This is a genomic window from Maridesulfovibrio zosterae DSM 11974 (assembly GCF_000425265.1).
GTDB classification, from domain to species: Bacteria; Desulfobacterota; Desulfovibrionia; order Desulfovibrionales; family Desulfovibrionaceae; genus Maridesulfovibrio; species Maridesulfovibrio zosterae.
The window spans coordinates 439,641-462,453 of the sequence record NZ_AUDC01000011.1; the positions used below are offsets into that span (position 1 = coordinate 439,641).

At 42.3% G+C, this 22,813-nt stretch carries 22 protein-coding genes; 16 read left to right on the top strand and 6 right to left on the bottom strand.

Features of this window, described 5'->3' with window-relative positions:
• Positions 1-16 precede the first annotated feature (16 nt).
• From H589_RS0106230 to proB, 10 genes are all read left to right on the top strand, one after another.
• Positions 17-535 (top strand): nitroreductase family protein, encoded by a 519-nt coding sequence (locus tag H589_RS0106230; protein ID WP_027721225.1) that lies wholly within the window; start codon positions 17-19, stop codon positions 533-535.
• Complete coding sequence (locus H589_RS0106235; protein ID WP_027721226.1) at positions 535-1,161, top strand: MBL fold metallo-hydrolase; 627 nt, start codon at positions 535-537, stop codon at positions 1,159-1,161. The genes H589_RS0106230 and H589_RS0106235 overlap by 1 nt, the downstream gene beginning before the upstream one ends.
• Positions 1,162-1,540: 379 nt before the next feature.
• Positions 1,541-2,203 carry a flavodoxin family protein gene (locus H589_RS0106245; protein ID WP_245577049.1) on the top strand — a complete coding sequence of 221 codons (663 nt, stop codon included), beginning with the start codon at positions 1,541-1,543 and terminating at the stop codon, positions 2,201-2,203.
• Positions 2,196-2,582 (top strand): response regulator, encoded by a 387-nt coding sequence (locus H589_RS0106250; protein ID WP_027721229.1) that lies wholly within the window; start codon positions 2,196-2,198, stop codon positions 2,580-2,582. The genes H589_RS0106245 and H589_RS0106250 overlap by 8 nt, the downstream gene beginning before the upstream one ends.
• Before the next feature lie 293 nt (positions 2,583-2,875).
• Positions 2,876-3,328 (top strand): ComF family protein, encoded by a 453-nt coding sequence (locus tag H589_RS21055; RefSeq protein WP_245577050.1) that lies wholly within the window; start codon positions 2,876-2,878, stop codon positions 3,326-3,328.
• A 78-nt stretch (positions 3,329-3,406) separates the two neighbouring features.
• Positions 3,407-6,520 carry a DUF5714 domain-containing protein gene (locus tag H589_RS0106260; RefSeq protein ID WP_027721231.1) on the top strand — a complete coding sequence of 1,038 codons (3,114 nt, stop codon included), beginning with the start codon at positions 3,407-3,409 and terminating at the stop codon, positions 6,518-6,520.
• Between the two features lie 68 nt (positions 6,521-6,588).
• Entirely contained in the window at positions 6,589-6,900 is a 312-nt protein-coding gene (gene rplU / locus H589_RS0106265) for a 50S ribosomal protein L21 (protein WP_027721232.1), read from the top strand.
• 33 nt (positions 6,901-6,933) lie between these two features.
• Positions 6,934-7,203: a 50S ribosomal protein L27 gene (rpmA, locus tag H589_RS0106270; RefSeq protein WP_027721233.1), complete on the top strand. Its 270-nt coding sequence runs from the start codon at positions 6,934-6,936 to the stop codon at positions 7,201-7,203.
• 244 nt (positions 7,204-7,447) lie between these two features.
• Complete coding sequence (gene obgE, locus H589_RS0106275) at positions 7,448-8,506, top strand: GTPase ObgE (protein WP_027721234.1); 1,059 nt, start codon at positions 7,448-7,450, stop codon at positions 8,504-8,506.
• A complete protein-coding gene (gene proB / locus H589_RS0106280) occupies positions 8,472-9,614 on the top strand; it encodes a glutamate 5-kinase (RefSeq protein ID WP_027721235.1) in 1,143 nt (380 codons plus the stop codon). Before obgE ends, proB begins: the two co-directional genes overlap by 35 nt.
• Positions 9,615-9,881: 267 nt before the next feature.
• Here proB and H589_RS0106285 read toward each other — a convergent pair whose 3' ends face one another.
• Positions 9,882-10,652, bottom strand: coding sequence for a potassium channel family protein (locus H589_RS0106285; protein ID WP_245577051.1), 771 nt, complete (start codon positions 10,650-10,652; stop codon positions 9,882-9,884).
• Positions 10,653-10,730: 78 nt separating this feature from the next.
• Here H589_RS0106285 and H589_RS0106290 point away from each other — a divergent pair, with 78 nt between their 5' ends.
• A complete protein-coding gene (locus H589_RS0106290; RefSeq protein ID WP_035075196.1) occupies positions 10,731-11,909 on the top strand; it encodes an MFS transporter in 1,179 nt (392 codons plus the stop codon).
• A gap of 271 nt (positions 11,910-12,180) precedes the next feature.
• Here the strand turns inward: H589_RS0106290 and H589_RS0106295 are convergent, their stop codons facing one another.
• Entirely contained in the window at positions 12,181-12,537 is a 357-nt protein-coding gene (locus tag H589_RS0106295) for a PilZ domain-containing protein (RefSeq protein WP_027721238.1), read from the bottom strand.
• 377 nt (positions 12,538-12,914) lie between these two features.
• On the opposite strand from H589_RS0106295, the gene satP reads away from it, so the two are divergent.
• The 5 genes from satP (at position 12,915) to H589_RS0106330 (ending at position 18,678) form a co-directional block, all read left to right on the top strand.
• Positions 12,915-13,472 carry an acetate uptake transporter gene (gene satP / locus H589_RS0106300; protein WP_027721239.1) on the top strand — a complete coding sequence of 186 codons (558 nt, stop codon included), beginning with the start codon at positions 12,915-12,917 and terminating at the stop codon, positions 13,470-13,472.
• Between the two features lie 406 nt (positions 13,473-13,878).
• A complete protein-coding gene (gene argB / locus H589_RS0106305) occupies positions 13,879-14,757 on the top strand; it encodes an acetylglutamate kinase (RefSeq protein WP_027721240.1) in 879 nt (292 codons plus the stop codon).
• Between the two features lie 18 nt (positions 14,758-14,775).
• Positions 14,776-15,486 carry a molybdopterin-guanine dinucleotide biosynthesis protein MobB gene (locus tag H589_RS19310; protein WP_035075199.1) on the top strand — a complete coding sequence of 237 codons (711 nt, stop codon included), beginning with the start codon at positions 14,776-14,778 and terminating at the stop codon, positions 15,484-15,486.
• A 4-nt stretch (positions 15,487-15,490) separates the two neighbouring features.
• Positions 15,491-16,732 carry a molybdopterin molybdotransferase MoeA gene (locus H589_RS0106325; RefSeq protein ID WP_027721242.1) on the top strand — a complete coding sequence of 414 codons (1,242 nt, stop codon included), beginning with the start codon at positions 15,491-15,493 and terminating at the stop codon, positions 16,730-16,732.
• Between the two features lie 14 nt (positions 16,733-16,746).
• Positions 16,747-18,678 (top strand): molybdopterin biosynthesis protein, encoded by a 1,932-nt coding sequence (locus tag H589_RS0106330; RefSeq protein WP_027721243.1) that lies wholly within the window; start codon positions 16,747-16,749, stop codon positions 18,676-18,678.
• Between the two features lie 194 nt (positions 18,679-18,872).
• Here H589_RS0106330 and H589_RS0106335 read toward each other — a convergent pair whose 3' ends face one another.
• The 4 genes from H589_RS0106335 to H589_RS0106350 all read right to left on the bottom strand — a co-directional run bounded on the left by H589_RS0106335 (position 18,873) and on the right by H589_RS0106350 (position 22,672).
• Positions 18,873-19,520: a cytochrome b/b6 domain-containing protein gene (locus tag H589_RS0106335; RefSeq protein ID WP_027721244.1), complete on the bottom strand. Its 648-nt coding sequence runs from the start codon at positions 19,518-19,520 to the stop codon at positions 18,873-18,875.
• 2 nt (positions 19,521-19,522) lie between these two features.
• Positions 19,523-21,145, bottom strand: a complete 1,623-nt coding sequence (locus H589_RS0106340) for a tetrathionate reductase family octaheme c-type cytochrome (RefSeq protein ID WP_027721245.1) — start codon at positions 21,143-21,145, stop codon at positions 19,523-19,525.
• Between the two features lie 71 nt (positions 21,146-21,216).
• The gene (locus tag H589_RS19315) at positions 21,217-21,696 is read right to left on the bottom strand and encodes a hypothetical protein (RefSeq protein ID WP_051249658.1); all 480 of its coding nucleotides are present in this window, start codon (positions 21,694-21,696) and stop codon (positions 21,217-21,219) included.
• Complete coding sequence (locus tag H589_RS0106350; protein WP_035075203.1) at positions 21,689-22,672, bottom strand: 4Fe-4S dicluster domain-containing protein; 984 nt, start codon at positions 22,670-22,672, stop codon at positions 21,689-21,691. The genes H589_RS19315 and H589_RS0106350 overlap by 8 nt, the downstream gene beginning before the upstream one ends.
• Positions 22,673-22,813 lie beyond the last annotated feature (141 nt).

A 22,813-nucleotide genomic window follows, 5' to 3' on the forward strand; every position in this document is an offset into this window, starting at 1 on the left:
AGATAGGACATTTATAATGAATACCTCTAATCCTGTTATTGAAGCGTTAGTTCAAAGACGCTCAATCAGAAAATTCACAGATGAGCCTGTCTCACGTGAAGATCTGACTTCTATTTTAGAAGCCGGACGCTGGGCCCCCAGTGGACTTAATAATCAGCCATGGCGCTTTCTTATCATCCATAAAGATGATCCCCGTGCCACACTGCTTTCTGAATGCACAAAATACGGTCATATCATTAAGTCAGCAAAAATACTGATCTGTGTCTTCCTTGACAAGGATAGTACTTACAATGAAGTTAAAGACCATCAGGGGGTTGGCTGCTGTATCCAAAATATGATGCTGGCTGCACACTCTCTTAAAATTGGTACGGTCTGGCTTGGGGAAATACTTAATCAGGAACAAAAGGTTCTGGATATACTGAACCTTCCCCATGAAAAATATGAACTGCAAGTTGTTATTGCTGCCGGACATCCTGATCAGAAAGGCAGCTCCGAACGTAAAGAACTTTCTGAATTAATACTGGAGGATTATTAATGGAAATCAGGGTATTCCCGCTTGGTCCACTTGAGACCAACTGTTATGTAGTGGTTAACGACAAAAAAGCATTAGTAATTGATCCGGGGGGTGACCCTGCTCAGGTTATTCAATATCTGAAGCACAGTGGTGTTGAACTCGATCGCATTCTTAACACTCACCTGCATTTTGACCATATCTATGGAAACCAGCCTCTTGCTGAGGCAACAGGAAAAACTATTTATGCCTCTCCTGACGATCTTATCTTGATGGATACCGAAGTTGGGCGGGGTGGAATGATGGGCTTACCAACTGTCACGCCATTTGAAAATGAGGACATAACTGAAGGTGACACAGAATTTATTGGTCTGGAATGTAAAATATTTGCCACCCCGGGACATACACCAGGCAGTCTGACTTTTTATTTTCCAGAGCTCAAAACAGCATTTGTTGGAGACCTCATTTTCCGCCGTTCAATAGGAAGAACAGACTTCCCATACGGCAACACAGAACAACTTATGCAATCAGTAAAACAGAAGATCTTCTCCCTGCCTGAAGAAACAGAACTGCTTTCAGGGCACGGTCCGGTTACATCTGTAAATGAAGAAAAAAATCATAATCCGTTCTTCAGCGGTATGCAGATTTAATTCAGAACGAAATTTAAATATTTAAGGTCCTCAACTGTCTTTCAGTTGAAGACCTTTTTTTATTTATTCAGCGAGTACATGCAGCTTTCACTTTCTTATAAATTATATTACACATAAACATCTTATATAATTCTACTCTCATAAAAAAGAAACTACACTTCGTCGCCATTAGATAAAAGGAGTTCTATAATGAGTGAACATAAAGTTGTTGATGTTCGAAATAAATGCTGAGGAGTGGGACTGGAGGTAGGTTGGTACCTCCGTTTTGCCAGAACAGATGAAGTAACCGCTCTTGTCGATAAAGAGACGGTTGAACAGCTGTATCACCAACTGGAAATATTGCCTGAATGGAATATTGTAACTGAGACTGAAGATAATCATGTTCGAGCAAGATTTTACAGAGTCAAACCTGTCTACAATAAAAATAAATAAGAATATGAATCAACTCCCCGTAATTTTTGCATGCAGCCACCACAGAAAAGGAAACAGTGACTATGCTGCCACCCTTTTCTTGGAAGGGATACGAAGTGCGGGGGGGAATGGTGAAATAATCTACCTCGGCGATATGGATTTTAATCACTGCACAGGATGCTTAAAATGCAGGACAGCCGAAGATCATCGGTGCATTTTTGCAGATAAAGATAATGCACAAAAATTATATAATAAAATAATACATGCTCCGTTTACTTTTTTTGCATCCCCAATTTATTTCTATCACCTTCCATCAAGGTTCAAAACTTTCATTGATCGAGGGCAATGGGCTTTTGAAGCTATGGTAAATTCTTCCCCCATCATAGAGTCTCTTCATGTTAGGCCGGCATATGCATGTTTCATTGCGGGTAGGCCAAAAGGTGAAAAACTATTTGAAGGAGCGGAACTTTCTCTTAAGTTCTTTATGAAATTTTTCAAAGCTGAGCTCAACCAGACAATAACTCTTAAAGGATTGGATACCCCGCAAGACCTGAAAAATAATCCTGAAAAATGCACTGAATTAATTGCAGCGGGAAAACAGGCCTGGATCAGGAATATAAGCGATGATTAATAGTGACTTCTCCAAAATAAAACTTCTAATAGCCGAAGACTCCCGCCCTGTAAGACTGGTACTTAAAACCTATATCAGCAAGCTAGGTATTGAAACGGAATATGTTACAACCGGAACTGAGGCTTTGCAAAAACTGCAAACAGGTAGGTTTAATCTCGCATTTATGGATGTGCACATGCCGGAGATGGATGGTCGTGATGTCGTACGTAAAACAAGAAAAAACGGAATAGCTATTCCTATCATAGCTATGACTACAGGAGATAACCCGGACCTATTGATAAGCTGTCTTGACGCAGGATATAACTCATTCTTACTAAAGCCTATCAAGAAAGATGAACTGCTTCAGATTATTAATAAATTTAACAGAAGATTGAGTTAATGATCCGAGGACTTCTGTCTCACTTTTCTCCGGTTTACGCTCTAAAGACAATATCTGAAAACTTTAAAGTCAAACGATGTCCTGTCTGCCGAAAAATCCATTGTAGTCATTTTTTTTTATGTTCTGAATGCAAGTCTAAAATTATACCGAAACCGAAAAATATCTGTCAGAACTGTGGCATTAAACTCTGCCCAACTGATGATCTGACACACAAATGTATATCATGTCATAATAAACCTTATCATTTCAGTTGTATATATTTTTACGGAGTCTATGAAGGATTACTTCGTGATATGATCCTGAGTTGGAAGTTTTACGATAATTTTGGTTACAATTCTGTCTTCAAAAGCTTCATCACCGAACTATGCTCTACAATCTCTGAAAAAAATCACCCGGACTTAATTATTCCAACTCCTCTGCACATTTCCCGCCTGCGCATGCGCGGCTTTAACCAGAGCAGAATACTTGGACTAGGTGCTGCAGCAGCAACCGGAGCAACTCTCTCAGACAAGGCTCTGATACGAATCAGAAAGACTATTCCCCAGTCCAGACTTTCCGGTAAAAAACGTAGAGAAAATTTACTGGATGCTTTTATCGCTGACCAGAATCTGGTTAGAGAAAAAAAAATATTATTAATAGATGATGTGTTCACAACAGGATCTACTGCCAATGAATGTGCCCGCACACTCCGCGATGCCGGAGCAAAAGATGTTCATGTTATGACTCTGGCAAGGGCCTTGATATGAGTACTAGATATAGGCTATCTTTATTCTTTACACACAATTTTCATAATATATGATTTATCACTCCAAGGAGATCAGGATTTGCAATTCAATATTGCCGAGTGGACGAAAGTCACACACAACAATTATTCAGTATATTTAAGACCTGAATCTCCAGACTGGTTTATTCCCACACCGGCAGGAGATTCCTTACTAAAAAAGCTGCAATTAAATCCAGACAGCCAGCTTAATATTGAAGAGCGCCGCTTTCTTATGCGCTTACCTGACGCAGCCACGCATAAATACCCGGGACGTTCAGAACTGCTAAAAACAGACACTCTGCGTGAACTCTGGTTTCATCTGACAGATAACTGCAATATGACCTGCAAGCACTGTTTGTTTTCCTCTTCTCCCGAAGAAAAACAGGAACTTTCCACTGATCAGGTCTTAAATCTGACAGAACAAGCGGAAAAACTAGGCTGTAAAATGTTCGCGTTGACTGGTGGCGAACCTCTGATTCATAAAGGCGCCCATGAAATCATCAACCGCATGCTTAAAATTGACGGCAGTCACGTAGCCATCCTGAGCAACGGCCTTGCCGTTAAAAAATTCTTCTCACAAAATAGATATGATTTTAACCGATGCCATCTGCAAATAAGCGTAGACGGGATAGGTAAAACTCATGATAAAATCAGGGGCAAAGGAATGTTTTCCGCCCTTGAAAATTCACTGGGCTGGCTTGCTGGTGAAAAAATTCCTTTCACCATATCCATGTGTGTAAACAAAACAAACGTGACTGAAATGAAACGTGTTGTAGAGTTTGCTGCAGAAAAGGGTGCATCAAACGTCCATTTTATGTGGTATTTTGTACGTGGAAGAGGTGAATCAGAACAATTCGCAGAGATCAGTACAATATACGAAAATCTGCTTGAAGCAAAAGAAGCCGGCAATCGCACAGGTGTTGCCATCGATAATATCGAAGCAGTTAAAAACATGATATTCGCGCCATGCGGAACTATACATGACGGATCAACGGCTGGATGGGAATCTCTGGCAATCGGACCTGATAACAGGATCTACCCCTCAGCTGCGACTGTGGGCATTGATGATCTTGCAACACCTATTTCAAAAAGTCTTGAGTTGTCATGGAAAGGAAGTAAAGTTTTATCAGAGCTGCGGGCGACAAGCTGCAAGGACATTGAAACCCCTTTCAAATTTCTTCTCGGTGGCGGTGACACTGATCACAGCTACATGAGCAGCAATAAATTTACAGGGAACGACCCTTACGCCCCTCTGTATGAAAAGCTTGCTCTGGAGCTTGTCACTGAAAAGGCTGCCGAATCTACGCATCATGATACAGCAAAGTTATTACTCAAAATGGGTGATAAACTTGATAAATGCTCAGGACACGGCCCGGTGGCACTGACACACACTAATTGCCTGCTTGCTGTTGCCGGAAAAGACAGCCTTGCAGTGGTCAAAGATTTTTATACAGAGGCAGCAGATTCTGCCAAAGAAGATATCTTAAACCCAGCCTGTTATGATCCAGAACTTATGTCTCATATCCCTGAAAAATTCAGATTCAGAGGCTACGGCTGTGGTTCTCCAGTCATGGATGCTGCAATCAAAGTAAGTGAACATGTTGTGGACCTTGGAAGCGGTCGCGGCATAGAATGTTTTATTGCCGCAAAAATAACCGGCCCCGGAGGAAGAGTAACAGGTGTAGACATGCTTGATCCCATGTTGGCACATGCCAGGGAAGGCCAGACTTTCGTTGCCCGTAAACTGGGATACGATAACATGAAATTTTGCAAAGGCTACCTTGAAGCTTTGCCAATAAATGACAATGATGCCGATTTACTTCTTTCTAACTGTGTACTCAATCTTTCTGCCGACAAACGCAAAACATTTGCCGAAATGTTTCGTATACTTAAACCAGGAGGAAGGTTAACCATTTCAGATGTTGTCTGTGAAACTGAGCCCGGACCTGAAATCCGGAACGATGACACCCTGCACGGAGAATGCATTGCAGGAGCGCAGACTCAGAAGAATCTTATAGGGCTTCTTGAAGAATCCGGATTTGAATCCGTAACGATGCTTAAACGGTTTCCATATAGAACAGTTGGGGGACACCAATTTTATTCCCTGACTTTTTCTGCCTATAAACCAGCAATAACAGACAAAATTAAAACCATATATAGAGGACCAGCAGCCACAGCAATAACATCTGAAGGTGAATTGCTCATCCCTGGTTCTGTAGTGCATTTGCAGGAACATGAAGCTCAACTGCTAGGTGATCAACTCTTCATTATTAATAAAGAAGGGGCTGTTGACAATATTTCAATAGGCTCATCCTGTTGCTGCCCCACTCCGGACTCTTTTGACAGGCCAGAAAAGGAACAATTAACAAAGCTGGCAACACCATCTCCTGAAAATAAGCATCAACATGCTTCGATCAAAAACTCAACTGGATGTATGGTTTGTGGAAATGACCTGAAATATTTTACTGAATATAAACAGATGGAATGTGTTTTCTGCGGAGAACAATGCGAAGCAAACGCCCACTGCACCAGCGGTCATTTTGTATGCGATAAATGTCACAGTGAAGATGGAATGGAAGTTCTCCCCCATCTACTGAAAAGCAGTACAGAAACTGATATGATAGAACTGCTGAAAAAAATTCGGAGACATCCGGCAATCCCGATGCACGGTCCAGAGCACCATGCGCTTGTTCCGGGTATAATTACTACATCCTACCGTAACAGTGGAGGCAAAATTGATAACAAAGTTATTGAAACTGCCATTTCACGCGGAGCAAAAGTAGCTGGTGGATTCTGCGGGTTTATGGGCGTATGCGGTGCTGCCATAGGAGTTGGTGCTGCGATGAGCGCCATACTTGAAGCCACCCCGCTGACACCGCAACGCAGGTCGACAATTCAAAAAGGAACTCTAACGGCGTTAAAATATATTGCCGAGATAGAAGCAGCTCGCTGCTGCCAGCGTGATTCATGGCTCGCCCTGAAAGCGGCATCGCAAGTTTCAAAAGAAGTTCTGGGCTTGCGTCTTACGGCAGAAACGCATATAGTGTGCGACCAAATGCGTTCCAACAAGGAATGCATGGGACGTAACTGTCCGGTAATCCAAAATAATAAGGGAAGCGCGCCTCCTGTAATCACGCTAGCGGGCACACTTTCAAATTCTGCAAAAAAAGTTTAATTACAGCTTGACTTTTATAGCAGTATACGAATATCTTCCCCTCTCTTACGTGACGGAGGTAAGTTAAAATGTATGCAATAATTGAGACTGGCGGCAAGCAGTTCCGCGTTGAAGAAGGTCTGGAACTCAATGTCCAGAAAATGGACGCTGAAGCAGGCACAAAAGTCGATCTGGATAAAATTCTTCTCATCGGTCAGGGCGAAGACGTCAAAATCGGCGCTCCTTATGTAGAAGGTGCGAAAGTATCCTGCACAATCGTAGAACACGGTCGTGATAAAAAGATCATCGTCTTCAAAAAAAGACGCAGGAAAGACTCTCAGACCAAACAGGGTCATCGTCAGGACTTTACAAGAATCAAAGTTGAAGCCATTCAGGCTTAAGCTTGACGACATTTCCTACTAAGGAGGCTAATCATGGCTCATAAGAAAGCGGGCGGTAGCTCGAAAAACGGTCGCGATAGTAACGCCCAAAGACGTGGCGTTAAACGTTTTGGCGGTCAGGAAGTTCTGGCTGGCAACATTTTAGTTCGCCAGGTTGGAACCAAAATCCACCCCGGTAAAAACGTTGGTACCGGAAAAGACTGGACCTTGTTTGCACTGGTTGACGGTGTTGTAAAATACGAAAAGTATGTACGCAACAACCGCACTAAAACCAGAGTACACATCGTTCCTGCAGAAGCCTAAACTTTAGGCGAACGCTTTTCTTCGGGCAGGGGTCGCATTATATATGCGTCCCCTGCCTTTTCTTGTCTGGTCCAAAGTAAAATTTTCCACTAGAATAAGGTGATATAATTCATATCCTTTGTAAGGTTGTGAACACTCTATAAACCTATACCATGTCTCATTCAGAAATGTTCATTGGAACTTTTTTGAAGACAAAATTAGCTGTCTAAAACGCACAGTACATCCTTCTTAAAAGGTATTTGTTATGAAATTTATTGATGAAGCAACGATTACTGTACGCTCTGGTAAGGGCGGTAACGGATGTGTGGCATTCCGCAGGGAAAGATATATCCCTAAAGGAGGCCCCAGCGGAGGTGATGGCGGTAAAGGCGGAGACCTGATTCTGCGAGGAAGTTCCCAACTCCTGACTCTCTATGACTTCAGACTCAAAAGAGTTTATGAAGCAAGAGGAGGAATGCAGGGACAGGGCCGTGACAAATATGGGAAAGCTGCGGATGATCTTATCATAGATCTCCCGCTTGGAACTCTTGTTTACGAAGTGGACAGAGAAGACGGCACTGAAAAACTTATTGCCGATTTAACCAAAGAAGGCCGCCAGGTTGTCGTCTGCAAAGGCGGTGATGGTGGACGTGGTAACATCCATTTCAAATCTTCGACCAACCAGGCCCCGCGTCAGGCAGAAGATGGATTTCCCGGCGAAGAAAAACGTATCCGCCTACAGCTTAAAATCATAGCTGATGTAGGTTTACTCGGTTTGCCTAACGCAGGTAAATCAACTTTTATTTCAAAAATTTCAGCTGCTAAACCTAAAATTGCAGCCTACCCTTTCACCACTCTTGTACCAAATCTCGGCGTTGTGGATGACAACTTTGGTCATAAGCTGGTCATTGCTGACATTCCAGGGCTTATTGAAGGAGCCAGTGAGGGTATGGGGCTGGGTCATAGATTCCTCAAGCACGTAGAACGTACCAGATTTCTAGTTCATATATTAAGTGCAGAAGACCTCAGCATTGAAGAACCTCTTGAAGGCTTCAAAATGCTCGATGAAGAATTGCGCATATTCGATGATGAAATGGCAGAAAAAACCCAGCTTCGAGTTATTAATAAAATTGACCTGCTTTCTGAAGAAGACCTTGCAACTATAAAGGCTAAGGCAGAAGAAGCAGGGCAGAAAATTTATTTTATATCCGCCCTCCACAGCGACGGAGTAGACGAACTCCTAAGTGATATGTGGAACAGATTCAACGAAATGAATCAAGAGGAAGCAGATGAGCAAGACGAACAACAGGATTCAGACGCTTAAGGATGCAAAACGCATTGTCGTAAAAATAGGCAGTGCAGTTCTTACCACATCAGAAGGTATCAACCTCGGGCTGATATGTAGACTGGCTGATCAACTGGCGACTCTGCATGAGCGCGGTGTTGATATTGTACTTGTCTCATCCGGTGCAGTTGCTGCAGGACGAAACTCCATACCTTCCGCGGTTAAACTGGATGATCTACCTGCACGTCAGGCTGCTTCAGCTATCGGACAGTCAAGACTCATGCACGAGTACGATGAGACTTTTCGCCGTTTCGGCCTGGTGACTTCACAGGTACTGCTTACTCGTGATGACCTTAAATCACGTAAACGTTTTCTCAATGCCCGCAACACGCTATCAAGACTTCTGGACTGGCGTGTCATTCCTATTATCAATGAAAATGATACAATTGCAGTTCAAGAGCTTGAGTTTGGTGACAATGACACCCTTGCAAGTCTGATCCTGAACGTTGTAGAAGCTGACCTTTTTATCAATCTGACTTCTGCAAATGGTGTTTTTGATAAAAATCCTGATAAAAATCCTGATGCAAAAGCGATTACCTGCATTGAAAACATTCATGACCTTGATCTTGATGCTATGTGTGATGGTAAGACAGCTGTCGGTTCAGGTGGAATGTTTTCCAAAATGAGAGCTGCAAATAGAGCTGCACAACTTGGTGTACCTACTCTGATTCTGGCAGGTAAAGAACGGATGATCATTGAACGAGTGTTTAATGGTGAAGAGTGCGGTACATGGATTGTTCCTGATGATAAATCAGTTTCACGCCGCAAGTACTGGCTTGCCTACCATTGTGACCCCGCAGGTGACCTCATAATTGACAGTGGTGCTAAAACAGCATTATCAGCCGGGGGAAAAAGTCTGCTACCAGCCGGTATTACTGATGTTAACGGAAATTTTAAGGCTGGCGAACTGGTAAGAGTTGTTAGCCGTGACGGGGAATCACTGGCAGTAGGGCTTACATGCTACAGCTCTGATGATATGCGTAAGATAATGGGTGTTAAATCCTCTGAAATCAAATCAATTCTAGGTAAATGCTCATACCCGGAAGCTATTCACAGAAACAATCTTCTGCTGGATGCAGCGCTTTAAAGCTTTTTTCAAAAATTTAAGCAACAATAATGTACTGCTGATCGGACTAAAAATATCCAGCACATAATACATGAAATTTTAAAAATTTATAAAGCTCAAAAAGCGGATAGACTTCCATAGTCTATCCGCTTTTTATTTTATCGTCTTGACGTATTGTATAAAAGCTATTCAAGTAATCCATACATTATAGATAGATACAATATCATATAAAGAAGGTTAAAACTTTAAACGACAATACAGCTCAAATATAATCTCGTTAAAAACAAATTAATCCTTCCAATCTTTGGGAGGTAACTCTTCTCCATTGCGCTGTGATAAAAACATACCGATAGTTCCAGCTATAAAAACAGCAAGATACATTTGACCAAATAATCCTTCGAGTATTGTAAGAGACCTTGCCATAAGAGATACAGGAATAATATCACCATATCCAACGGTCAACATGGTCATATAGCTGAAATAGGTAAGGCTACTGCGAATGACAAAAATACTTTTATTCAGATCTATGCCTGAAAAAGAACCATGTTTAAATATCTCACATAAACTATAAGCATCTCCCCATGCCAATCCTGCCAGCATATAAATACAGATTGCTCCGGATATTAAATCTCTGGTTACCCGTAGTTGCCTGGACATAAATTTCTGTATCCCTAAAATTGCAATAAACAGCATACACATATCCGATGCTTCACTTGTCGCCAGCCAGAATAGAGAACCAGTCCTGAAAAACATTATAGAGCCAAGTAGCGACGCACCATATAAAGCTAAATATGTATATAATTTAAAGCGATTAGATATAATGGCCGCTACAGCAGAAAGCAGCACCAGATAAGTGTAAAAATACATTATCTGCTGCCAGAATAATGAAGAACCAGCAATAGGGCTTATAAAAATCTGCACGATTAAAAAGCCCAGCAGCACGGTAAATTTGGACGAGCTTGTTTTAAAAAGTCTGTATAATCTAAACATATGCCCTATTATTACCCGACAAGGATTTGAAATTCCATATTTTTTTTCATCAAGTTTGAATTTGAGCATCTCCTGCGGTTGCGTAGCGCTTAATTTGGGGGTAGCTTTCGCTTCTCACAAATAGATCTGTAAAGGAATCAACTGCCCATGAAAGCTCTCTATAAAGATAAAAACCTTCAAATTGTCTTTCTTGTAACACTTATAGCCATAATGGGGGTTTCAAGTATTATCCCCGCCCTTCCGTTAATAATAAATAAATTCGGACTTCACCCCTCATCTGTAGGAATGATTTTCACTCTCTTTACTTTGCCGGGAATCTTTTTTGCCCCCCTAGCCGGTATTTTTGCAGACCGGTTGGGACGGAAAAAAATTCTTATACCGTCACTGCTGTTATTCGGAACAGCTGGGACAGCATGTTTCTTTGCCAGCAGTTATAGTTCACTTCTATGGCTGCGCCTGATTCAAGGAGTCGGAGCTTCAGCCATTGGAGTTATCAACCTGACCATTATAGGTGATCTGTTTTCCGGAAAAGATCGTATTAAAGCAATGGGCTTAAATGCCGGAGTACTTAGCATGGGGACTGCTATTTTCCCGGCAATAGGTGGCATACTTGCTCAGCTGGGATGGCAGGCACCATTTCTACTTTCGCTTTTAGCCCTGCCTTTGGCATGGATAGTGGCCTTCAAACTGGACAATCCAGAACCTAAATCTGACGGCAATTTCCAAAAATATTTGAGCGCAGCTATTTCCAGTATGAAAAATAAAGAGGTACTCAGCCTTTTTGCTATTTCCCTGCTTACTTTCATTATTCTATACGGACCAATCATAACCTACCTGCCGGTACTTATGAATTCACACTTTGCAGCATCCCCGCTAATCATCGGGTTTGTTATCTCAAGTGCATCTTTTATCACCGCCATTGCAGCTTCACAGCTTGGGAGACTGGCTCATTTTATATCCCAGCCGACTATGATTGCAATTTCGGCGTTTGCGTACGCAGCTTCCATGATCGCAATGCCTTCTGCCGGTTCAGCACTGTGGTGTATTATTCCAGTCTGTTTATTCGGTCTGGGTCAAGGATTAAACATGCCGAATTCAATGTCCATGCTAACCGCAATTGCCCCCATGGAGCAACGGGCTATTTTTATGTCTATAAATGGAATGCTGCTACGTTTAGGGCAGACACTTGCCCCGCTGTTAATGGGATTGGTTTATGCTGGATTTAAATTAGATGCAGTATTTTACGCAGGTGCAGTCATCGCATTAGCAATGTTCTTAATAACAATAAAATATCTGAAAGGATTTGAAGCTGAGCCACTGCAGTAGTTGTATTATATCGGCAACAGTTGACTAAATAAAAATTTAGGTACAATTTTCAATCGTTTTAAATGAGTAGAATTATTTTTTAACAAAAAAACATAAATTAAAAAAATGAAAGCTGGCATTAAAAGATTTTTAGAACATATTTTCAACCCACTCCATATTTATTGCAGACTTATGGATTGTGGAATTTCGGCACCGCGGGCAAAGAAATTTGCCCGGGTCTACGAGATATGTATATTTAAACCTGCAACATTATGTATACCAGTGATTAAAATTAAACATCAAAAGCGGGTGAAGTAAGCTCCTTGTCTATTGAATCTGCATCATCTGAATTAAATTGAACAAGCCTTCTTAAATGAGTAAAACTCATGTCGTCCATAGAATGAAAATCAACAGCCAATCCTGAAGAATCTGACCGGACAACAATTGCCTCAATTCTAATCACAGCTTCTTCAGAAAGCAGAATAGAGACTTCACAGTCATCTCCTACTTTGAATTGCTCGACAGGATCACACAAAAGTCCTTTTAAACTTAGATTGTGACTTTCAGCATCAGTGTCAATTCCATCCTTATGTAACATTACTGTGAAACCGGCTTCTACGCGGGTTCTTCGTCTTTTATTCTGGTCCATCAACAATCTCCATTGCTAATCAGATGATAAAATTTATTTCTGCTAATTTCTTTGTAATCAAATTCATGTACTCCTGCAATATACGGAATTACTCAGTCATACCACAGCCAAAGCTATATGAACATTCAAGAAAATAAATTATCTCAGTCATATTTTACAACATAAAAGACATAACAAACTATATTACATACATAAGACAACTTTAGACTTGATTTAATTTACATCATACCATAATTGAATGAGTATTCACTATCAATTTAAAAAACACCTTCCCCGTTCATGAAGTCTTTTTTTGACTATTCGCTGCCATTTTGACAAACAGTATGGTAATTATGGTGTAGCGCGTTTTTTAATGAATCATTTTAAGGAGAAACAAAATGGAATCAAAACTCGCAAATCCCGCACCTCTAGGGCTTATGGGCTTTGGAATGACGACTATTTTACTCAATATTCACAATGCCGGTTTTTTCCCCATCAGTTCCATGATTCTTGCCATGGGAATTTTCTACGGCGGGATTGCCCAGATCATTGCAGGAGTGATGGAATTTAAAAAAGGCAATACTTTCGGTACAACAGCATTTACATCATACGGACTATTCTGGATGACACTCGTTGCCCTTATAGTCATGCCTAAACTTGGCTGGACTGAAGCAACTCCTCATGCTTTTATGGCCTGGTATCTGGTGATGTGGGGAACATTTACCCTGTTCATGTTCGTTGGAACTCTTAAAAGCAATAAAGTTCTTCAGTTCATTTTCTTTTCACTTACTATACTCTTCTACCTGCTTGCTATCCGTGACTTCACACACAATGCCCTTATAGGTACAATTGCAGGCTATGAAGGCATCGTCTGCGGTGCATCTGCTTTCTACCTTGCTATGGCTGAAGTTATAAATGAAGTACATGGACGTACTATTCTGCCTATCGGTGAATAATTCACTAATAGCCTAAAAAAGTTATGCAACAACAAGAATTTAAAATATAAGTCGGCGTAACTAAGTCTTACGATTGTCATTTAAGGCGATAAATTTTGATATTGATTCAAAATTTATCGCCTTTTTTATTGCAAATATGACATAATTAAAAAGGATTACAGTTCTACCATCTATCATGTTAAATAGTGTCATTGCCCTAGATTGATCATGGGGATTACATTGTATTTAGACATATTTCCATGTTTGGGAAGAAAATCTTCTAGAGGAAACCATCACTCTCTTTCTGAAAAGGTGCAAAGCCGCAGGGTTTCCCTTGGAGTCAATTTAAATTATAGCTGTCAGGGCATAAAGAGACAGAACTTAAATGATTCACAAATAAATTTCAGGAGTACATCATACAATGAATATGGACAGAGATATTATAAAAGCCAAACTTCTTATTGAATCACTGCCTTACATAAAAGAATTCTACGGAGAAACAATTGTTATAAAGTATGGCGGGAATGCCATGATCGATGAGGCTCTTAAGCGCGCTTTTGCTCTTAATATAATCCTGCTCAAATACATCGGAATCAATCCGGTTGTAATACATGGCGGCGGCCCTCAAATTCAAAAAATGCTCAGCGCATTAAGTATCGACAGTCAATTTAAGAGCGGATACCGGGTTACAGATGAAGCAACTATGGATGTAGTTGAAATGGTTCTTGTCGGACAGGTTAACAAGCAGATTGTCAACCTCATCAACCTTAACGGTGGTAAAGCTGTAGGACTGTCCGGCAAAGACGGTATGCTGCTTAAAGCGGAAAAAAAAGAACTGGTAGTTGAATCAGAGGCAAAAGCTCCGGAAATTATAGATCTGGGAAAAGTCGGTGAAGTCACCGAAGTAAATACAACTTTGATTAAAACATTACAAAAAGACGGCTTTATCCCCGTAATTGCTCCTGTCGGAGTAGATGAAGAAGGATCAACCTACAACATTAATGCTGACTCGGTTGCCGGAGCTGTTGCGGCAGCGATGGGAGCAAAACGCCTGCACTTGCTGACTGATGTCGTAGGACTGCTTGATGCTGACAAAAATCTTATTTCTTCTATGAGCTGCCGTGAAGCGGCTGAAGCAATTGATTCCGGTGTTGCAACAGGTGGAATGATCCCAAAACTGAGCTGTTGCCTTGAAGCTGTTCACTCCGGTGTTGAAAAAGCACACATTATCGATGGACGGGTTGAAAACTGCGTACTGCTTGAACTCTTCACCAAAAACGGGATCGGAACTGAAGTTGTCGGTTAAACAGGAGCTTATAATCTTATGAAAGCTATTGCCATTGTAGGAAAGAAGAAAACAGGAAAAACCACTTTAGGGCTGGCCCTAGTAAAAAATCTTACAGCAAAAGGACTTAAAGTCGGAGTGGTGAAACATTCCCACCATGGCTTTGATGGTGCAGAAGGAGCTGATACCGAAGAATATAAAAGAATTGCAGCTTCTGTAGCGGCATATTCCCCTTCACAGTCATTTGTCTCATGGAATGCTGAGAGGACAGTGCAGGACCTTATTCCTCTCATGGGCGTTGATGTAATAATTATGGAAGGTGGTAATAAAGTAGGTTGGCTGCCACGAATAATCATGGTCAGAGAGGATGCCGATGATAAAGATTTTTATCCAGAACTGGCTCTTGAACAGGTTCCAGCCTGCACTCGCGAAAATCCTCCATCAGCCGAAGAAATCGAAAAACTGGCTGACATGGTTATGGACAAAGGTTTTATACTTCCGGGCCTCAACTGCGGCGAATGCGGCCGCGAATTCTGCATGAATTTCGTAGCAGATATCCTCACCGGCAAGGCCAGAATTTCCGGTTGCAAGGCAATGTCCGGAGAAATGAGCGTGACCTGTAATGGGGCAGAACTAGGATTTAACCCCTTTGTTTCTGATATTCTTTCTGCTGGAATCACAGCCATGTTGAAGCAGCTTAAAGGTTATGTGCCGGGAGAAATTGAAATTAAAATAAAAAACGGCAGTTAAAACAATGAATCACGACTTTTTTAATATCATCAGCAGAAAAGAATTTGAGTTATTACTTCGAACTTTTCAGGCAACAGAACTGACACAAATTCCTATTGCAGATGCGTTCGGACTGGTGCTGGGTAATGATATTGTTTCCCCGGAAGACCTGCCACCTGTAAATCGTTCCTGTATGGACGGATACGCCGTCAATGCAAGTGATGCTTTCGGAGCGTCAGAGACAAATCCGGCTTACCTTGAATGCTGCGCTAAACTCAGCGTAGATGAAGCTCCCAGCTTTACTCTGAAATCAGGTGAATGTGCCTCCATTCCCACTGGAGGAACTCTGCCCGATGGATCTGATGCAGTTGTCATGGTAGAGCATACTCAGGAACTTGGATCAGGGACTATAGAGATACGCAAATCTTCTGTTCCCGGCGAGCACACCATGCTTAAGGGAGAAGATGCAGCCAAAGGAAGCGTTATTTTTAAAGCCGGACATAGAATCCGTTTTCAAGATGTAGGACTGCTTGCTGCACTGGGTATTAAAGAAGTTACAATCCGCAAGAAGCCAAGAGTAGGCATAATCTCCACAGGAGATGAACTTGTCGAAATAGATTTCCCCCAAAAGGCCGGAACTATCAGAGATGTTAATTCTCACACTCTGCGCTGCCTTGTTTCCTCAGCCGGAGCCGAGGCAGTAAATTATGGAATTGTACATGATGAGCTGCCAAAGTTGGAATTGACACTTACAAAAGCCATATCTGAAAATGATCTGGTACTACTTTCCGGAGGGAGCTCAGTTGGAATGCGTGACCTTACAGTTCAGGCAATCGAATCAATGCCTGAATCGGAAATACTTGCCCACGGGGTAGCTATAAGCCCCGGTAAACCTACAATTTTAGGCAAAGCAGGTAATAAGCCTGTTCTTGGTCTTCCAGGTCAGGTAACTTCAGTACAAGTGGTTATGCTATCTTTAGTCATGCCATTTATCCGCCATCTCATGGGACAGAAGAATGCTTTTTCCACCTCTGACCGGCCAGTTATACAGGCAGAACTAGAACAAAACACAGTCTCAAAGCCTGGCCGTGAAGATTACGTACGCATGAAATTAACTTCCCGCGAAGAAGGTATTCCACTTGCCAGTCCTGTCTATGGTAAATCAGGACTGCTCAAGACAATGATTCAGGCTGACGGCTTAATGATTATCCCTGCTGATACGGAAGGCTTTTACGCCGGAAACATAGTTAATGTCTGGTTAATATAAAAAGGAATCATATCATGAGTGACCGCAATATTTATCTAAAAACAATACCTGTTCCAGAAGCTGTTGCTACGGCTATCAACTCTCTTGATAGGGAGAAACTGATAAAGACAGAAATCATTCCCGTACATGAGGCTCTTGGAAGAGTTACGGCAAAAGCTGTAACAGCCCGCTGTTCTTCCCCGACATATCATTCTGCGGCAATGGATGGATATGCGGTTAAAAGTAATACAACTTTCACAGCCCGTGAAGGACAGCCGGTAAGCCTTATTAAAAATGATAAATGCATTCCGATAAACACGGGAAATCCCCTTCCTGATGGTATGGATGCTGTCATCATGATAGAACATATCGTAGATAACGGTGATTCAATAATCATCGAAACACCTGCTTTCCCATGGCAGCATGTTCGCAGGATAGGAGAAGATATTGTTGCCACGGAAATGCTTCTGCCGCGCAACCACACAATTTCATCTTTTGACATCGGAGCTCTGCTCTCTGCCGGAATATTTGACTTAAACGTATATGAAAAAGTACGAATGACCTTCATTCCTACCGGAGATGAGATCCTTCCATTTGCGGATCGCCCCACCCCTAGACCTGGACAGGTCATTGAATCCAACTCGCAGGTATATAAATCATTAGCGGCTGGAATTGATATTGAATTCAAAGCAACCGCACCAGTTAACGACAAAGAAGATCTTCTTCTGGAAGCTGTAAGCAAAGCTCTGGAAGAATCACATATAGTTGTTGTGGGAGCTGGATCATCTGCTGGAAGTAAAGACTTTACCAGCAGGGTTTTTGAAAAAGTAGGCACATTACTTGTGCACGGCATAGCAGTCATGCCCGGAAAGCCTACAGTACTCGGAACGGCAGGAGGAAAACTTCTAGTCGGTGCTCCGGGCTATCCGGTCAGTGCTGTCGTATGTTTTGAAGACGTATTGACACCGATAATTTCATGGCTCTCAAGTAAAAATGCCCCGGAGCGCACTAAAGTACAGGTTAGACTTGCCCGTCGAACTCCATCTAAACCAGGACTGGAAGAAATTGTCAGACTTGCTGTAGGTAAAGTAGGTGAAGAACATATTGGCGTTCCACTCTCAAGAGGAGCGGGAATGATTACAACTCTGACTAAGGCGCAAGGGTTTACCCGTATTGCAGCAGACAGCGAAGGAGTTGAATTAAACGACACCATAGAAGTAGAGCTTTTCTCCAAACGGGCTGCTCTGGACAAGATTATCATGCACGTCGGAAGCCATGACAATACGATAGACCTGCTCGGTGACTTGCTTATGGGTGCAAAGACTCCACTACGCCTTGTTTCAACTCACGCCGGTTCCATGGGCGGACTTACAGCTCTAAAAAACAATATGGCTCTTTTTGCAGGTGCTCATCTGTTCGATCCTGAATCTAAGGATTTCAACTTCCCATTCTTGCACAAATACCTGCCTGACCTTGAAGTAAACGTCATAAACCTTGCTATCCGCCATCAGGGATTCATCGTTCCTAAAGGTAATCCACAAAAAATTACAGGGATAGAATCCTTAGGTAATGGTGACATAAATTTTATTAACCGTCAGCGAGGAGCCGGGACACGAATTCTCTTTGACTACCACATGAATAAGGCAGGGCTTAACCCAGATACAATCATGGGGTATAGTCGCGAAGAGTACACCCATATGGCTGTAGCCGCCAATATACTTACAGGTGCGGCTGATTGCGGTCTGGGAATATTTGCTGCTGCCAAAGCTCTTGATCTAGACTTTATTCCACTGGCCCATGAAAGATATGATCTTGTAATACCATGTAAATATTTAAATGATCCACGTATGACAGCACTTATCAACCTGATTAAATCAGATGAGGTAAAAAATGCTATCAACAAGCTTGGCGGATACGAAACAACACTCACGGGCCAAGAAATGAAACCGGGAATGGGGCTGGGATAGATTAATAAACTTTAAAATTTCAATTTCAAAACAAAACTATAATAAATAACAAATGGGTAGACACTGATAAGTTATCAGTATCTACCCATTCTTTATAAAAACATCAGGTTACAATTTAAGGATCAAGATTCTCGCCTCTCACCAGGAGGTTTGCTCATTTGATAATGAACCTTTCATTCCTGAAAACCTACAACCTACTTCTTGTGAACTTCCCAATCTTCCGCCTTGTAATCTTCAGGAACTTCTTCCCATCCACTGAACATAGCGGCAATGTGTGCGGTTATGTTATGCCCTGTGGTGGTCATGTAGATGTGCACTATCAAGAAGGCAAGCAATGCAAAAGCACACCCCATATGAATACTTGCTACGACCTCAAGACTTAAAAAATCAAGCCCGTAGGACGGCCAGTCATTATATGTCCAGTACAACAGCCCGGTAACCATCTGCAAAGGAAGAAGGATTGCAGAAAGTCCCAGATAGACTAACCGTTGCAAAGGATTATGTTTAGCATCCTCGCTCTTCTGGACAGGGTGTGCTTCTCCCTTGAAAATACCTGAGGCATAATACATGGCTACAGCGAACAGCTTCTTTGAGGTAGGAATATACTGCTTCCATTCTCCGGTTGTAAGTAACCAGAAGATAATGAACACGAATAGAATCAGCCAACTGATACCAAGTGTATTATGCAGATCAACGGCCTTTTCAAACCCCATAAAGGTTATCACGCCATGCACTTCCATACCGGTGAGCATAAGCAGACAAATGAGAATGGCCTGTGTCCAATGCCAGAAACGCTCGAAACGGGAATATAGATATATTTTCTTCATATTCTGTGCGGTCATGACTAGTCCTCCTTGCGTCCCTTGATGAATAACCGTCCAAGAGCATGCAGGATAACACCTACAGCAGAAGCAATTACCACAAACCAACCACCGGCATCCACTATACTGGAGGCATCACGTCCGGGCATATAAAAACAAGTCAACTTTTCCAGACGTCCCTGTTTACTATGACACTCTTCGCAGGCAAGAGCATTATTCTTAGGTGCCACCATATGAGTAGTCGGGTAAACATATTCAGTCTCAACAAATCCAACCTCTCCGCTGAAAGGAAGTCCTGCGTACTCCATCCCAGCAGTTACGGCCTTTGTCCAATCATACCCCTTCCAGTAAGCGGCACTATCCTTACCGAAGAGATGCGGGATAACCATATTTTTATTTACTTTGTCATAAGGAGTCATGCCCCGGTGAACTTTAAAAGGCATAATACGTGAATGTTTATCGACTATACTTCCCACTGGCATGGATACACGCACAGGCTTGGTAGGATCAATTGTTGTTTTGGCTGTGATGGTATCAATTGTTCCGTTAAACCAATAATACTCAGGAACAACATTCTTTTCCCAACGCATATCACCCTTCTTGGTCATATAAACAGGTTTGCCCCATTCACCTTTGACCTCATAAGGCTTACCATCCTTCTTTTGTCCGGCTTTAGACCAGTCCCACCACATCTTTGTGGGCAATTCTCTAGCAAAAGTTGGAATATGACAGCTCTGACAGGCAACCTTATCAGTGTGATCGTTAAGTTTCATGCCCAGCTCGCTCTTGTGCGGCTTTGCACTGTGACATGATTCACACATTATCTTTGCACCTAGATCATCTTCAAGAAGAGATTTACGACTAGTGGCTGCTGGAGTTGAATAGATACGTCCGGCAATTTCGTGTCTTACAGTTGTATGGCATCTGGTACAATCAAAGTTCTGACCATCCATTCCCATATGCACGTCTAATGTCTTACCCGGCTTAAGCAGAGAAGAATCAAGATCACCGTGCTTTACGCCGTCACCGCCGCCACCGAAAAAGTGGCATGTTCCACAGTTTCTGCGCGTTGGACGACCGACCGACTGAGCAACAAAATTCCAGTCTGGAGATTTGACAAACTTATTACCGAACTTTTTACCCGGAGGCGGAGGAGGATTTCCTGCACCGCTAGGAAACTTCTTATAAGTTCCAGTCTGTTCATGGCAGACAAGGCAGTCAATCTTTTCCTGAGATTTGAAATCAAAGTCCTTATTCTTCCAGCCATAACCTGCGTGACAAGAGGTACACCTTGGTTCGTTGGACTGAATATTAATACAAAAATTGTTTACAACCAGACCACCTTTACCGACCTTAAGCTCTTTCTCTGCTCTAGGGTCAAGCCATGTCCAATGTATGGTCTTATGAAACTGATGCCCGGCTTCAGTATGACAGGTCAGGCAGGCCTTGGTTACTTCCGGTCCACTCTTAAACGGCTGCTTTAATGCATCGAATTTAGAATGATCAGCGGTAATCCACAACTCCTTCCCCTTGGTGGCCTGACGGGCCATTTCCCTACCCGGAGCCGTCTCCACAGAAGCAAATGCACTTGTGCATAGAAAGGATACTGTAATCAGCACCTGCACTGATTTCCATATGAATCTCATCTCCACCCTCCATAGTTATATATGACCAAAGCAGCTGACAAACCACTTCGGAAACTTTGCTCTCAGGATATCTACACACGGGTATCACTCCGTTTTAATTCCGGTAAACTAAAGATGTATGGCCTACGGCCTTTAAAGAAAGCATAAATAGCTGCAATACCCAGAAGAATGGCAAAACCAAGATGGGTCCAATCGATAAGCATTACGGTGAAAGGATCAAAAGTCACAGCAGATAAATTCTTAACCACCCGCAAAACTCCGCTGATCATAACTGCCCCATATAAAGAGACTCTCAACAGTCCTGATCCAGTGAGCTTAAAAGACTGCTTTCTGGCAAGAATAAAATCTGTGACAAGATACATAGCCATAAAAAGCAGGACAGCTCCGAATAGATAATGAATTTTATTGGTAAGATAAAAATCAGCCAGCCAGCCTAAACCGGGGATATCCGCAATATAATACCGTTTAAAAATAGGCATCTGGCCTGCACCGGTAAGAGCCATTATAAAAATAATGATCTTAAAAAAACGGGCAAAGAGGCGACTATTCATTGTCCTTCCTCCCTGCTGAAGATGAAAGATAATTTCCAGCCTTAATAATTCCAGCCACAACTCCGGCAAAAGGAGCTATACCGACTGCGTAAGCCAGCTTTTCCTCATCTGCCATCGAATCAGCCACAGGAGCCAGTCCAGGTTTGCCGGGCCCCTTTTCAATTGCTGCATTTAAAAGATCAAAAGGAACAGGAGAAACATATATGGTATTGGTTCCTCCGTTCTCATCCTCTCCATATATAAACCAGTTATTCTTTTCAGCCAGTTCATGTGCCTTGGCAATAATTTCACTGCGTGGACCGATGCTCTGAACATTTTCAGGGCACACGTCTATGCAGGCTGGCTGCTTTCCATCATTAATTTTATCGTAGCAGCGATCACACTTATACATGGCTCCATTACCAGCAAATTTAGGCAACAACCGTAGGTACAGCCCAACTCCGCTTTGCCGCTGAGGAATATGCCACGGACAAACAGAACGACATTTTGCACCGCCTAAACAAACATCATCATTAATGCGGACGATACCATTCTTCTGTCTGCCAGCTGCGCCCCACGGGCAAAGATTAGCACAGGGGGCATTACGACAATGCAGACAACGGCGGGGAATATTAACTTCATAAATTTCACCGTTGTATTCAACCTCCGCACTCTGTATAAAAAGCCAGTTATATGGGGTCAGGCGGTCATCAACATCACGCTTTTCTGACCAGTCCTCAACCTTCACACGCGAGGTTGGATACATTTTCGGATAATTTTTTTCAGGCTGAGGATACTTAGCTGCATTTGACTCACTGCAGGCAGAAACGCACTCACCACACCCGACGCAACGCGATAGATCAAGTAAAGTGCATAATTCCTCGCTGCCGTCAGAGCTCTTTGCACCTGCAACAGAGGGTAGGAGCATAGCCGCACTTCCTGCGCCCAGCCCTTTCAAAAAATTCCTTCTAGACAATCCATTTTTTTTAGCTGTCATATAATCTTCCTGAATTCTGTACTCGTTATTACTTCTACATCATTATGATTCTTTCCGTTTTCACGAGACACAAAGCAGAATTCATGCCTGAATATTCCATTCTTTTAATAACTAACATAGATCTACACTTTATAGCTACCT

Bases quoted from the DNA above. Each gene is read 5' to 3' on its own strand.
- H589_RS0106230 (WP_027721225.1), top strand. From the start codon at position 17: ATGAATACCTCTAATCCTGTTATTGAAGCGTTAGTTCAAAGACGCTCA.
- H589_RS0106235 (WP_027721226.1), top strand. From the start codon at position 535: ATGGAAATCAGGGTATTCCCGCTTGGTCCACTTGAGACCAACTGTTAT.
- H589_RS0106245 (WP_245577049.1), top strand. From the start codon at position 1,541: ATGTTCGAGCAAGATTTTACAGAGTCAAACCTGTCTACAATAAAAATA.
- H589_RS0106250 (WP_027721229.1), top strand. From the start codon at position 2,196: ATGATTAATAGTGACTTCTCCAAAATAAAACTTCTAATAGCCGAAGAC.
- H589_RS21055 (WP_245577050.1), top strand. From the start codon at position 2,876: ATGATCCTGAGTTGGAAGTTTTACGATAATTTTGGTTACAATTCTGTC.
- rplU (WP_027721232.1), top strand. From the start codon at position 6,589: ATGTATGCAATAATTGAGACTGGCGGCAAGCAGTTCCGCGTTGAAGAA.
- rpmA (WP_027721233.1), top strand. From the start codon at position 6,934: ATGGCTCATAAGAAAGCGGGCGGTAGCTCGAAAAACGGTCGCGATAGT.
- obgE (WP_027721234.1), top strand. From the start codon at position 7,448: ATGAAATTTATTGATGAAGCAACGATTACTGTACGCTCTGGTAAGGGC.
- proB (WP_027721235.1), top strand. From the start codon at position 8,472: ATGAGCAAGACGAACAACAGGATTCAGACGCTTAAGGATGCAAAACGC.
- H589_RS0106285 (WP_245577051.1), bottom strand. From the start codon at position 10,652: ATGCTCAAATTCAAACTTGATGAAAAAAAATATGGAATTTCAAATCCT.
- H589_RS0106290 (WP_035075196.1), top strand. From the start codon at position 10,731: ATGAAAGCTCTCTATAAAGATAAAAACCTTCAAATTGTCTTTCTTGTA.
- H589_RS0106295 (WP_027721238.1), bottom strand. From the start codon at position 12,537: ATGGACCAGAATAAAAGACGAAGAACCCGCGTAGAAGCCGGTTTCACA.
- satP (WP_027721239.1), top strand. From the start codon at position 12,915: ATGGAATCAAAACTCGCAAATCCCGCACCTCTAGGGCTTATGGGCTTT.
- argB (WP_027721240.1), top strand. From the start codon at position 13,879: ATGGACAGAGATATTATAAAAGCCAAACTTCTTATTGAATCACTGCCT.
- H589_RS19310 (WP_035075199.1), top strand. From the start codon at position 14,776: ATGAAAGCTATTGCCATTGTAGGAAAGAAGAAAACAGGAAAAACCACT.
- H589_RS0106325 (WP_027721242.1), top strand. From the start codon at position 15,491: ATGAATCACGACTTTTTTAATATCATCAGCAGAAAAGAATTTGAGTTA.
- H589_RS0106330 (WP_027721243.1), top strand. From the start codon at position 16,747: ATGAGTGACCGCAATATTTATCTAAAAACAATACCTGTTCCAGAAGCT.
- H589_RS0106335 (WP_027721244.1), bottom strand. From the start codon at position 19,520: ATGACCGCACAGAATATGAAGAAAATATATCTATATTCCCGTTTCGAG.
- H589_RS0106340 (WP_027721245.1), bottom strand. From the start codon at position 21,145: ATGAGATTCATATGGAAATCAGTGCAGGTGCTGATTACAGTATCCTTT.
- H589_RS19315 (WP_051249658.1), bottom strand. From the start codon at position 21,696: ATGAATAGTCGCCTCTTTGCCCGTTTTTTTAAGATCATTATTTTTATA.
- H589_RS0106350 (WP_035075203.1), bottom strand. From the start codon at position 22,672: ATGACAGCTAAAAAAAATGGATTGTCTAGAAGGAATTTTTTGAAAGGG.